The sequence below is a fragment of the Niallia laureatilytica genome, assembly GCF_046613985.1.
In the GTDB taxonomy this organism is placed as follows: Bacteria; Bacillota; Bacilli; order Bacillales; family Cytobacillaceae; genus Niallia.
In genome coordinates, this window is the sequence record NZ_JBKKHP010000006.1 from 58,923 (window position 1) to 71,568 (window position 12,646).

Sequence of the window (12,646 nt, forward strand, 5' to 3'; positions counted from 1 at the left end):
ATTTTGACATTACAAAGGGTTCAGCGTTTTATTCAACATTTATCGAATTATGTGCTTTTGGAATCTATTTCGATCAATGATTGGCAAGCAAAGCGCGGCATCTATGTTAAGCCGGGAGAGTATGAATTTGAATCAGACGATACTGTTCTTATAAATGAAGGTGACTGGTTGATTAATGCAGGCGCCACAATGCTTTTGGAAAAGGAGATAACCATTCCAGCTGATTGGCAGAATCGGCCGTTTGGACTTACATTCCTTTCTGGTGCAAAGGACCGCCGGACTCTTCATGAAGGGTTAGTTTCATTAAACGGCATGCCGCATCACGGTATTGACCGCAACCGATGCTATGTTCCGTTTCCAGAGGAGGTTCGCGGGGAAGAAAAGGTTAACATAAAAATTGAACTATATAATTACGCTGGCCAAACACTCGATGAGTTAAATTATCAAAATGAACCAGCAGAATTCGACCCGCCGCCCTTGAATCTTTTAAAAGCCAGCCTTGATTTAATAAATACAGGTGTTCAAAGTTTACTGGCTACTGTGAAATGCTACTATGAAACTGCAAAATTACTGCCGGAAGATGATAGTGATCGAGTTAAAATCATCGAGGCATTGCAGGAAGCTGAAAAAAGAATTCTGTCAGAAAAGCCGGAAGCATTTACGAATCAGTTATTAATTGCTGACATGGAGGCTGACTTACAGAAAAAGTTAAATATGTTGACGAGCAGTACGGCAGGTCAAATGCTGATGGTAGGTCAGTCTCATATTGATTTGGCATGGCTATGGCCTGTGAAGGAAGCGATTCGTAAATGCAGCAGAACATTTTCAACAATGAGCACCTTGCTTGATGAGAATCCGAGCTTTACTTATGCTCAAAGCCAGCCTCAAGCCTATGCTTTCGTAAAGGAGCATTACCCTGAAATCTATGAAAGGGTTAAAAAGCAAATTGCTGATGGGCGCTGGGAAGTCGTCGGCGGGATGTGGGTAGAGCCTGATTTAAATATGCCGTCTGGTGAATCATTAGTTCGTCAGCTTCTCTATGGAATGAAGTTTTACAAGGAAGAATTCAGCAAACAGCCAAGAATTGAGTGGCTCCCAGATACATTTGGCTATTGTGCATCACTGCCGCAATTGTTAAAAAGTGCTGGCATTGACTATTTCATGACATCCAAGATGAATTGGAATGATACCAATCCATTTCCTTTCGATTTATTTTACTGGGAAGGAATTGATGGGACGCGCATCCTTTCCTTCTTAAATCATGGCTTAAATGAATATACCCATCCTGAAGAAATCAAGACACATTGGGATAGTTATAAGCAAAAAAATCTCCATTCAAAGCAGATGCTGCTATACGGCCATGGAGATGGGGGCGGCGGTGTTACCCAAGAAATGATTGATTATATTGATCGGTCTTCGTCTTTGCCTGGCTTGCCAGCCGTCGTAAACAGCACAGCCCATGAATTTTTCGATGAAATAACGAAGTCCAATCCGTCCTTGCCGACATGGGTTGGGGATATGTATTTGGAGCTCCATCGCGGAACATACACGACCCATGCCAGAAATAAGAAATGGAACCGAAAGGCAGAGGTGCTATACCGGGATGCGGAAATTTGGGGAAGCGCAGCTATAAACTTCGCTGGAGTGAAGCTAGCTTCGTCATTGGAACAAGGCTGGAAGCATCTTCTTTTCAATCAATTTCATGACATTATCCCTGGATCTTCCATTCCTGAGGTGTACGTTGATTCTGAGGCTGACTATAAGGAAATCTTTGCCTGTGGTGAAAAGGTGCAACAAGAAGCTATCCATGTGCTGGAACAGCAAATAGACACAGAAGGTGATGGAATACCAGTTATTCTCTTTAACAGCTTGTCCTGGAAAAGGTCGGAGACAGTGAAAATATCAGGTGGACTAGAATTGGCAGGAAAGGGAGCAGTAACTCGGGATGGTGAAGAGCTGCCCACAGACATTATTCTATTAGAAGATGGTCGCATAGAGTTATCTGTTTACGTTCCAGAAATCCCAGAAATGGGTTATCAAGTGATTTGGTTAAAAGATTTGGAGAAACAGGGAAGTAAAGTAGAAGAGGCGAACGTTCGCCAATGGAAGACGGAATATTATCATATAGAGTGGAATGAGCAAGGAGAAATTTCCCGTTTATACGATAAAAAGGTCAAGCGTGAAATCTTGCCTAATGGTGCTTTCGCCAATCAATTGCAGCTGTTCCATGACCGCCCGATGCTTTGGGATGCTTGGGATATCGACCCTGAATTTGCAAATCAGTCGGCAGAAACGGTTACTCTGTTAGAACAAAGCATCCGAAAAGGAGCAACAAAGGATATCATTCACTTTAAATGGCAGCTTTCACAGTCAACTATTGAACAAGAGCTGATTTTATATCACCACAATCAACGAATCGATTTTCAAACTAGGGTCGATTGGCAGGAGCAGCACAAATTATTAAAGGTTGCATTCCCTGTTGATGTAATGAGTAACAAAGCTACGTTTGAAATTCCGTTCGGCTCAGTAGAAAGAGCCACACATACTAATACAAGCTGGGAGAAAGCCCAGTTTGAGGTGTGCGGCCATCGCTTTGCCGATCTCTCCGAATCTGGTTATGGTGTCAGTTTGCTGAATGACTGCAAGTACGGCTATGATGTAAAGCAAAATGTGTTGCGTCTGTCCTTGCTGCGGGCACCTAAATGGCCAGATAAAGGGGCAGACATTGGTTATCATGAATTCACTTATTCGTTTTTCCCACATAAAGGCGACTGGAGAGAAGGGGCCGTTGTTAAGGAAGGATATGAGCTGAATCACCCTGCTGTTATTTACCGTGCTTCTGCCCATCCAGGAACTTTGCCTAGTTGCTCTTCTTTTATAAAAACAGAATCCAGCCACGTCATCCTTGATACAGTTAAACAGTCAGAGGACGGCAAGAGTCTCACTTTAAGAATGTATGAGTCAAGCGGCGGCAGAGGGGAGATTCATGTATCATTTGCTCGGAATATTCTCTCGGCATATGAAACAAATCTGCTGGAAGAGAAACAGACAGAAATCTTTGTACAAGAGAACAGGCTGTCCTTAAACTTAAAGCCATTTGAAGTAAAAACGATCGTCGTTAATTTATAACGGTATTGAGGGGGATGAGTCATTCTAATATGGAGAATGAGACAATCAATCATGAAATAGAAGCATTGTTAGCAAACATGAGTTTAAAGGAGAAGGTCGGTCAGGTTAATCAGAAGCTGTATGGCTGGGAAGTATACGAGAAAACTGACACAGGTTATATCCTCACAGAGAAGTTTAAAGAGCATGTTCGCATATGGGATGGAGTCGGAGTGCTTTATGGGTTATTCCGATCCGACCCTTGGTCAGCTGTCCATTTTGACAATGGCATTACAAAGGATGCAAGTGCTGATGTAGCCAATATGATTCAGAAATATGTAAAGGAGCATACAAGGCTGGGCATTCCTGTCCTGCTTTCGGAGGAATGCTCCCACGGCCATCAAGGCTTAGACAGTCTGATTACGCCTGTTAATTTAGGAATAGGTGCGACATGGAACCCAGAGCTGCATGAAAAATTAATGGCAGCAGTGGCAGAGGAAGTTCGGGCAAAAGGCGCCCATTTAGCTTTAGTTTCCACATTAGATATTATTCGTGACCCACGATGGGGCAGATCTGAAGAGTGCTTCAGTGAAGATCCTTATCTTGCATCCCGGTTAACAGAGGCGGTTGTATCAGGGATGCAAGGAGAGAAAAGTGAATTTATTCCCGCTGAAAAAATGGCTGTTGTTTTAAAGCATTTTGCCGCACAAGGTAACGGACTAGGTGGAAAGAACGCTGCTCCGGCATCAATCGGTGAAAGAGAATTACGAGAAATTCATCTGCCGCCAATGATAGCTGCCATAAAGTATGGAGCTCTAGCCTGTATGGCAGCTTACAATGAAATTGATGGAATTCCCTGTCATGCCAATGGCTATCTCCTCAATCAGATTCTGCGCAAGGAATTTGGATTTAAAGGAGCGGTAATGGCGGATGGCTGTGCTCTTGACAATTTAGTCTCATTAACGGAAAGCAAAGAAAAAGCAGCTGCTTTAGCACTTGAAAATGGAGTGGATATAAGTCTTTGGGATGATGTGTATCCCGCTTTAGAAGCTGCCGTTCAAAGGGGGCTAGTCAGTGAAGAAAAGCTGAATGATGCGGTAAGAAGGGTTTTAACTCTCAAATTTAAAATGGGGTTATTTGATAAACCTTATATGAATCGTGCACAAAGCAAGACGAAGGAGAATAATGAGAGAATTAACCTGGAATCTGCTCGGCAGTCGATTGTGCTGTTAAAAAATGAGGGAATTCTGCCTTTTAAAAAGACTATTAGTAAAATTGCTGTAATCGGCCCTAACGCAGATTCTGTCTATAATCAGCTTGGCGATTACACACCGTTTCAACGAGAAGGCAGTGTGATAACAGTCCTGAAAGGAATAACTGCGCTAATGAAAGAGGCAGAGGTTGTTTATGAACAAGGCTGCGGTATTCGTTCTCATGATGAGGAAGGAATAGAAAGAGCAGTTGATTTAGCGAAAGCTTCAGATGTAGCAATAGTTGTTGTAGGCGGATCAAGTGCAAGAAATTTTGATGCCCAATTTGACGTAAACGGAGCGGTTATCGATACAACTGGCGAGGAAGAAATGGATTGCGGAGAAAATGTGGATACAGCTGATTTAGAGCTGGGAGGGCAGCAGATGCAGCTCCTCAAAAAAGTGATGGAAACAGGCACACCGATTGCGGTGGTGCTCGTTCAAGGCAGGCCTCATGCTATTTCCTGGATAGCAGAACACGCTAAGGCAGTCATAAGTGCTTGGTACCCTGGACAAATGGGTGGTCAGGCGATTGCGGAGATTTTATTTGGGGATGTCAATCCGAGCGGTCGTTTACCTGTTTCTATCCCAAGGTCGTCTAAACAGCTGCCAGTTTTTTATAACTACAAAGAAGGAGGATACAAGAAAGACTATTTTGATATGTCTGGCAGTGCCTTGTATCCCTTTGGCTTTGGCTTATCTTACACACAATTCGACTACAAAAATCTGCAAGCAGAAAGACAAATGCTGTCAGTCAGTCAATTATCAGCAGGGGAGAAATTCTCCCTAACTGTAGACGTCACTAATAAAGGAGAACGAGCCGGATATGACGTAATACAGCTTTATATAAAGGGAAAGGGCTCTAGTATTACGCGAAGGGTAAAGGAATTAAAAGGCTTTAAGAAGGTCTGGGTTGACGCTGGGGAAACAAAAGAAGTTACGTTTGAACTTGGGAAGGAAGAATTACAAGTTTTCAGCAGTCAGAACATCTATAAAGTGGAACAAGGATCATGTGAAATTGAGGTTGGCAATCCTGTTACTTGCTTAAGTTTAGACTTGAGTATCTGCTGATTGAACAGATATAAAAGAGGACTGACATTAACTGGTTAGTCCTCTTATTTCAGTAATGGAAGCGCTTGAAAGGGGTGGCTGTATTTGGTATGATTGAATAACTACATAGGAAATGGAGGTTTTTCTTTTGACAGCATCCATGAGATTAAGATAAGGGAAGTTCATTCGTTAATGGAATACGTTTGAATGCTAAAACCTATGTTTATAGCTAAAGGATTGGTCTGTCTATTTTTAAGAAAACCTTATTTAACGGTTGTTTGAAAAAGGGGATATGTCTGTCCTCTTTTTCATTTGTCTTCGAACCAATATATATAGAAAAAAACGAATTTTAGTAAATGTAGGTGAAGCATAATAAAGGGAAGAAATGAGTGAAATAAATGAACAATGTTAATGATCAACAGAAGTCGTGGTTAAGAAATATTATTCTTTTCTTAAGCAGTCAGACGATTTCTCTATTTGGTTCGTCACTTGTGCAATATGCGATTATGTGGCATATCACCTTAACGACAGAATCAGGTCTTATGATGACACTTTATATTATTTGCGGCTTCATTCCGACCTTTATTCTGTCGCCAATCGCAGGAGTGTGGGCAGACAGGTATAATCGAAAAATGCTGATTATCGTGTCAGACGGATTAATCGCCTTTTCGACTTTAATACTGGCGATTCTCTTTATGATGGGATTTGATTCGATTTGGCTCCTCTTTGTGATGGCGGCGATTCGTGCATTTGGAACAGGAATTCAAACGCCTTCTGTTGCAGCGATTTTGCCTCAAGTGGTTCCAAAGGAAAAGCTTACAAAAGTAAATGGAGCAAATGGCAGCATTCAAGCTGTTATTATGTTCATTTCACCGATGGTCAGTGCTGCACTGTTAGCTAATACGACTATTGAGATAATCTTTTTTATCGATGTTATTACTGCCGCTATTGCAATTTTTACGATGCTGACATTTGTGAAAATTGCTGTTCATGAAAAAGCTGCTGTAAAGCAGACGACAAGTTATTTTGCTGATTTTAAAGAAGGCTTGCAATATATAAACAACAACAGTTTTCTTAAATCCTTCTTTTTATTCTTTGCCATCTTCTTCGTGTTAATGGCACCAGCCGCATTCTTAACACCGCTTCAGGTAACGCGAAGCTTTGGCGGTGATGTTTGGCAGCTGACTGCGATTGAACTTGCTTTTTCAATCGGCATGATTGCCGGCGGAGGAATCATTGCTGCATGGGGCGGTTTTTCCAACAAAATCAGTACAATGACACTCGCAAGCGTTATTATGGGAGCATGTACATTGGCACTTGGCATTGCTCCGGCATTTTGGCTGTATTTAATCTTCATGGGAGTGTTTGGGGCAGCAATGCCAATCTTTAATACTCCTACAACAGTACTATTACAAGAAAAAATTTCTGAAGAGTATTTAGGCAGGGTCTTTGGTGTAATGGGAATGATTTCTACTTCTATGATGCCAATCGGCATGCTTATTTTCGGACCACTCGCAGATGTTGTTGATATCGAATGGCTGTTGGTAGGCACTGGTTTATTCATCTTGATTCTCACAATATTCTTAAGCCGCAACAAGGCATTGATTGAAGCAGGGCAGCCTGCTGTAACAGAATCTTAATTAGAAGGGCGAAGAATGAATCTTCGCCCTTTTCATGTTATAACAGTAAGGAAGTATATATTTAACACTAATGTTATTTTTAGATATAATCTAATCAGAATTCTAAATTTGCAGTCAAACATCAGCAGGTTTTCATAAAAATTTTTCTAGTAAAATATAGGACAGGGTGGCAGGATGATAATTTGGATAAACGGAGCATTTGGAGCTGGGAAAACACAAACTGCACACGAGTTACATAGAAGAATACCAAACTCATGTATCTATGACCCAGAAAATGCCGGTTATTTTTTGCGGGAAAATTTGCCTGCATCTACTTTTAAAGCGGATTTTCAAGACATGCCAATGTGGCGTACGATTAATCATTCTCTATTATCTTATATTAATAAGGAATATAAGGGAGTCATCATCGTGCCGATGACGATAGTAAATTCTGTCTACTTTTCTGAAATTATTGGTGAATTAAGAAAAGAAGGTGTCACCATTCATCACTATGTATTGTGGGCTTCCAAGCCCACCTTAGTTAGTCGGCTAAAGGGGAGGGGCGAAAGAAAAGCTTCCTGGGCAATAAATCAAATTGACCGCTGTATGGAAGGCCTTTCTAATAGTGTATTTGAAAATCGGATTAATACAGATAATATCACAGTAGCTGTAGCAGCTAAAACAATTGCGGCATTGTCAGATGTTCAACTGCTGCCTGATAATCGCAGCTTCTTAAGAAAAAAATGGGATCATTTTAAGTTGAGATTACGAGATAGATAGGCGGGATAAAAATATGACAGTATCAGTCGTCGAGCTTCAACCTTACAATCCTGATTGGGAACAACAATTTGAATGGGAGAAAAAAAGAATCCGTTACGCGATAGATGGTGTAATAGAAGTTGAACATATTGGCAGCACCTCTATAAAAGGATTAACAGCCAAGCCCATCATTGATATCATGGCAGGGGTACCTAATTTAGAGCAAGTGGATAAATGGGTACCAACCTTAATGGAAATAGAATATGAATATGTGCCTAAACCAGAGTTTACAGATAGAAAATTCTTTAGAAAAGGACCGTGGGGACAAGGGATTTGCCATCTTCATATTTGTGAATATGGCAGTACAGAATGGCGAGATAAATTACTTTTTCGTAATTATCTCCGCCAACATTCGCAAGCACTTAGGGAGTATGCTTCCCTCAAAGAAGAACTGGCACATATACATAAATTTGACCGCCATGCTTATACAGACCGAAAAGGACCGTTTATTAGGAAAATAATTGAATTGGCAGCAACGAAAGATTAAGTAGTACAATAGCAGTCTATAAAATGTAAAGGAATAATCACAATGAAGATGGAATTAGGTATCCTTATAATAGAAGAAGGAACTTTTCTTACAAACAATAGGAAAAAAGCGAAAGTGCAAATCGTAGCAGGAAAGTATCCTATATACGCAAATATTAGTGATAGTAACACAACTCCCATGACTTGTGGCAGTTTTGTTGAGGCATATGTTGATTTAGTTCAAATGAACAACACCAAAACAGAACAGTTTCATTATATAATGGATCAAAAAGAGCTGGTTGAGAAAATCTTGAAAAAAGATGAAAATATCATTCTTCATGATACATTTCATATAAGACAGGATTATTATGTTTATGACGCAAAATTATTTAAAACAGATGGTCTGTATTTCAAAGCATGGGACTCTGTCTATGAAATACAGAAACTTGCCGGGGACGATTATATAGTGCTGTATGGAAATAATGAATGGGAAAAACCATTAGCGATAGCTGTAACGGAAGGCTTGGATAAGTACCATTTGTTGAAAGTAGATCAAGGAAAAGCGATATCCCTAAAGACTTTTAATATACATGAAGATTTGTTTACAGATGAATTCCTAGATGCAATGGACGCACTTAAATCCATCGTTTACTTTAATAGATTATAAGAAAAAACGTTGACTCGGACGACAAGTTAAAAGGCTCTCGAAATATGAGAGCCTTTTAACATATAAGCTTATTTACCTTTTTTAACGATATTCACCGCTTCTTTTGAAACATAGAATTTGCCATTAGTTTGAACTGTAACTGTTTTAAGTTCTTTATCTTTGCCTTTGATTGTGACAATATTCTTATTTACTGGAATTTCTGCAGTTGTTTTGCCTTTTGTGACAATAAGAACAGGGTTGTTTTTGTCAGATGAGTCGATGCTGACTTTTGCGCCAATTTTTTTGAAAGCAGCTTCTGCTTCAACGAAAACTTCTTTGTCCAGCTCACCTAAATTGAATCCTAAAGCTTTTGCGGCAGACTTAGCGACATCTGTGTTTTCAATTAAACCAGTCGGTTTGCCTGGGCCGTAAGAATACATGAATAGATCCTCACCTGTATGGCCGCCTGTTGTAAAGCCAAGATTAGCTCTGTTTGCAAGCAGCTGAACAAGCGTTTTGCTTAAGTCTGCAGATGAATTTAATGCTTTTGTTTCTTCTGCAGTTGGATTGTCAATCCCGTACAATGCCGCAACTTCCAGCACATTTGATTTATCTTTATTAAGCTGCTTTAATGCACCTTCTAAAGTCATTTCAGCCTTTTTTAATGGGTCAATATAGCTTGAGACTGGAGTAGAAGGGTAAGTAGAGTTTGTGTTTTGGTTTCCGATAGAAATACCGCTGTTGCCATGATCAGATACGGCAATAACTAACGTGTTTTTATCTCTCTTCGCAAAAGCCACTGCTTCTTTTACCGCTTCGTCAAAAGCAAGTGTATCACTGATCATCCCAATTGGATCATTAGCATGAGCTGCCCAGTCCGGCTTGCTTCCTTCCACAAACAGGAAGAATCCATCTTTGTCTTTAGAAAGCGCGGAAATACCTTTTTTCGTCATTTCAGCAAGAGTTGGCTCTTCAGGATTTGTTTGCGGGCGGTCCATATCATAAGCTAAAGCTGCTGGCGCGAATGTTCCCCACAATTTTTTTGATTTAGAATTTAAGAGCTCGTCACGTGTCTCGACTATATCGTAGCCATTGTCCTCAATGACATCAACTAAATTTTCGCCGTCCTTGCGGTTTTTTGCTTCAAGAGACGTTTTACCGCCACCTAAAACTACATCCATGTTTTGGTAAACCTGCTGTTCAGCAATACTGTCATAATCAGTCCGGTGTGTTGCATGTGATGAGAATGCAGCTGGTGTGGCATGCTGGATTTCGGATGTCGAGATAATTCCAGTAGATTTCCCTTCAAGCTTAGCTCCTTCCAATACGTTCGCCACCGGTTTATACGGATTATCGGCAAGGGAAGAATCTACACCAGGTGACGCAACCTTTTCAGGCAGAACCCCAACAAACTTGTCATTGGACTTATTGCCAGTTGCCATGGCCGTTCCAGCTGGTGCAGAGTCTGTGACAGCCGATTCAGCAGAATACGTGCGGACACCTCCAGACAGAATTTCGTCCATTGCAAGAGGTTCACCCTTATACCATCTAGATAGGGTAGTAGTAGTAGAGCTTACTCCATCCTTTACAAGCACAATGACATTTTTTGCTTGCTCTGCTTCTTTTTTTGCTTCTACCTTTTCGTTTGCTGATGTGTAGGCAAGCGTCCCAAGTGCTAACGAGCTTGCTAGAGTAATTCCCATGACTTTTTTGTTTATTTTCATGTTAAAGTTTCCCCTTTCATACTATGAACTAAGTTTTTTTGGATGGTATAGAACGGTTAATCTATTAAACTATGTAATCACCCCTAAAAAGAATATAATCAATTGCTTATGAGTATAAAGCAGTTAAGTTAATAGATTGTAAAGGAAATGTAAATTATTGATAATAACAGGAAAAATAGGAATATTTACTTACTTGATTTAAAAGCGTTTTCATTTTGTGTTAATTCTTATTTCCTGCAATTTAATTTCTTTAGTGTTTTGATTCTCACAAGCAATAGTAAGCTTGCCACATAAAATAAAACAATCAGCGACCCTGCTTTCAACAAAATCACAAGTACCGCTGTGAAAGGTTGAATCTTTACAGAAAAAGTTGAATATTACATGGAGAATGCCAGTTTTGTTTACTAATCCTACAAGCTCTCCGTAACAAATGCTTTTGCTGTAAAAGGTAGCTGTCACGATATCCTTATCTTGCGTATAGTGAAAAATAGAGTCATTTAAATAATACAGGCTGCTATCCTGAGCTGATAATAAAAAAACTTTGCCGTTTAAGTTCTCCATACGAAATCCCTTCCTTTTCTTGATTTTTATTGCAAAATAACTTCTTTCATAAAGGTAAAGTATGGAACGCATTTCAAGTCAAGGCTGTCTTGCATATAAAAAATTATTTGACCTGGGAAGCGTTTCATAATTTACGATAAAAGCAAATAAGAAGAAAGTGAGGAGAACTTATGCTGTCACTCATCTTACTTTGCTTTATAATACTTTGCGGCACATATGCTTGTATAAAAACAGCAGGAGAATCAACAGACATCACACCGATTGAAACATTTGATGACTATTTTATTGATTCACAACCAAAATCCAGAAAAAGATAAGTGAACTTTTTATAGAGAGGACCAGTAGTGGTCCTTTTTTTAGTGGATTGACCTGGTACCCGTTTCATACATTAAAATGTTTTCAATAAGTGCAGACTATTCAGGCTGAAAAAGGTGAGGATATGACCAATATTAGAGATTTGGCAAAAATGTCGGGAGTTTCCGTTTCGACAGTATCTCGTGTCTTGAACAATCATCCATATGTAAGTGAAGAAAAAAAACTAGCTGTTTTAGCTTCAATTGAATCCACGAACTACAACAGAAATATTAATGCTGTGCATTTGAGCAGGGGAAAAACACAGCTGATGGGTGTCGTGCTGCCATTTACCGATACGCCATATTTTGCGTTGCTGCTTAAGGGGATTGCTCAAAAGGCGTTAGAATATGATTATAAGCTTGTGTTGTTTCAAACAGATTATGCGGAAGAAAAAGAAATGGAAGCGTTACAAATGCTTAAGCAAAAGCAGATTGATTCATTAATTATCTGTTCAAGAAAATCCGATTTATCCCTGATTCAAGAGCATATCCAATATGGAACAATTGTCCTTTGTGAAAAAATGAAGAAAGAAAGCCTCCCTTCAACTTTTATTGATCATTATAAAGTTTTCTTCCAAGCGTTAGAGTATTTGTATCAAAAGGGTCATAAAGAAATAGGTTATTGTGTCGGTAGGAAAACTGGTGCAAACAGCTTCTTGCGAGAACAGGCTTATATGGACTTTTTAAAAAAATATGAGCTGCCGTTTAATGCTGACTACATTATGGATGATTGCCTGTATTTCGAAGATGGGGAAAAGGTAATAGAAAAGATGAAGAGACTTGATACACGACCAACTGCACTGTTAGTCACTAGTGATCAAGTGGCTGCAGGTATAATGATAGCATGTCAGAAGGAGCAACTATCCATTCCGAAACAGCTTGCGATTATCGGATTCAATAATGAGCCTATTGCAAAGATGATGAATATTACCACTATTGATATACCGCTTGTTGAGTTAGGAAACAATCTATTTCTCCAAGCAATGGGCGAAGATGTATCTAGTAAAGAAATTTCAGTTAAATTAATAGAAAGAGGAACCGTTTAAAACTTTAG

At 39.8% G+C, this 12,646-nt stretch carries 10 protein-coding genes; 8 read left to right on the top strand and 2 right to left on the bottom strand.

All coding sequences use genetic code 11. The annotated features are described in order from the left end of the window. The first annotated feature begins 3 nt into the window (after nt 1-3). The 6 genes from ACLIJJ_RS15630 (at nt 4) to ACLIJJ_RS15655 (ending at nt 8,975) form a co-directional block, all read left to right on the top strand. A complete protein-coding gene (locus ACLIJJ_RS15630) occupies nt 4-3,129 on the top strand; it encodes an alpha-mannosidase (protein ID WP_411411247.1) in 3,126 nt (1,041 codons plus the stop codon). 14 nt (nt 3,130-3,143) lie between these two features. Beyond that, complete coding sequence (locus tag ACLIJJ_RS15635; RefSeq protein WP_411411248.1) at nt 3,144-5,426, top strand: glycoside hydrolase family 3 N-terminal domain-containing protein; 2,283 nt, start codon at nt 3,144-3,146, stop codon at nt 5,424-5,426. 377 nt (nt 5,427-5,803) lie between these two features. Then, nucleotides 5,804-7,045: an MFS transporter gene (locus ACLIJJ_RS15640; RefSeq protein ID WP_233315538.1), complete on the top strand. Its 1,242-nt coding sequence runs from the start codon at nt 5,804-5,806 to the stop codon at nt 7,043-7,045. A 174-nt stretch (nt 7,046-7,219) separates the two neighbouring features. Then, nucleotides 7,220-7,804 carry an AAA family ATPase gene (locus tag ACLIJJ_RS15645; RefSeq protein ID WP_411411249.1) on the top strand — a complete coding sequence of 195 codons (585 nt, stop codon included), beginning with the start codon at nt 7,220-7,222 and terminating at the stop codon, nt 7,802-7,804. A 13-nt stretch (nt 7,805-7,817) separates the two neighbouring features. After that, nucleotides 7,818-8,330, top strand: coding sequence for a GrpB family protein (locus ACLIJJ_RS15650; protein ID WP_411411250.1), 513 nt, complete (start codon nt 7,818-7,820; stop codon nt 8,328-8,330). A 42-nt stretch (nt 8,331-8,372) separates the two neighbouring features. Then, nucleotides 8,373-8,975 carry a hypothetical protein gene (locus ACLIJJ_RS15655; protein ID WP_233315535.1) on the top strand — a complete coding sequence of 201 codons (603 nt, stop codon included), beginning with the start codon at nt 8,373-8,375 and terminating at the stop codon, nt 8,973-8,975. 68 nt (nt 8,976-9,043) lie between these two features. Here the strand turns inward: ACLIJJ_RS15655 and ACLIJJ_RS15660 are convergent, their stop codons facing one another. Next, nucleotides 9,044-10,678 carry an alkaline phosphatase gene (locus ACLIJJ_RS15660; RefSeq protein ID WP_411411251.1) on the bottom strand — a complete coding sequence of 545 codons (1,635 nt, stop codon included), beginning with the start codon at nt 10,676-10,678 and terminating at the stop codon, nt 9,044-9,046. A gap of 210 nt (nt 10,679-10,888) precedes the next feature. Next, a complete protein-coding gene (locus tag ACLIJJ_RS15665) occupies nt 10,889-11,239 on the bottom strand; it encodes an avidin-fold protein (RefSeq protein WP_237944073.1) in 351 nt (116 codons plus the stop codon). A gap of 170 nt (nt 11,240-11,409) precedes the next feature. Here ACLIJJ_RS15665 and ACLIJJ_RS15670 point away from each other — a divergent pair, with 170 nt between their 5' ends. After that, complete coding sequence (locus ACLIJJ_RS15670) at nt 11,410-11,556, top strand: hypothetical protein (RefSeq protein WP_233315532.1); 147 nt, start codon at nt 11,410-11,412, stop codon at nt 11,554-11,556. 122 nt (nt 11,557-11,678) lie between these two features. Next, the gene (locus ACLIJJ_RS15675; RefSeq protein ID WP_411411252.1) at nt 11,679-12,638 is read left to right on the top strand and encodes a LacI family DNA-binding transcriptional regulator; all 960 of its coding nucleotides are present in this window, start codon (nt 11,679-11,681) and stop codon (nt 12,636-12,638) included. The last annotated feature ends 8 nt before the right edge of the window (nt 12,639-12,646 follow it).

Excerpts from the sequence above, each read along its gene's own strand:
- ACLIJJ_RS15660 (WP_411411251.1), bottom strand. The coding sequence starts at position 10,678 with ATGAAAATAAACAAAAAAGTCATGGGAATTACTCTAGCAAGCTCGTTA.
- ACLIJJ_RS15675 (WP_411411252.1), top strand. The coding sequence starts at position 11,679 with ATGACCAATATTAGAGATTTGGCAAAAATGTCGGGAGTTTCCGTTTCG.
- ACLIJJ_RS15665 (WP_237944073.1), bottom strand. The coding sequence starts at position 11,239 with ATGGAGAACTTAAACGGCAAAGTTTTTTTATTATCAGCTCAGGATAGC.
- ACLIJJ_RS15655 (WP_233315535.1), top strand. The coding sequence starts at position 8,373 with ATGAAGATGGAATTAGGTATCCTTATAATAGAAGAAGGAACTTTTCTT.
- ACLIJJ_RS15650 (WP_411411250.1), top strand. The coding sequence starts at position 7,818 with ATGACAGTATCAGTCGTCGAGCTTCAACCTTACAATCCTGATTGGGAA.
- ACLIJJ_RS15670 (WP_233315532.1), top strand. The coding sequence starts at position 11,410 with ATGCTGTCACTCATCTTACTTTGCTTTATAATACTTTGCGGCACATAT.
- ACLIJJ_RS15640 (WP_233315538.1), top strand. The coding sequence starts at position 5,804 with ATGAACAATGTTAATGATCAACAGAAGTCGTGGTTAAGAAATATTATT.
- ACLIJJ_RS15645 (WP_411411249.1), top strand. The coding sequence starts at position 7,220 with ATGATAATTTGGATAAACGGAGCATTTGGAGCTGGGAAAACACAAACT.
- ACLIJJ_RS15635 (WP_411411248.1), top strand. The coding sequence starts at position 3,144 with ATGAGTCATTCTAATATGGAGAATGAGACAATCAATCATGAAATAGAA.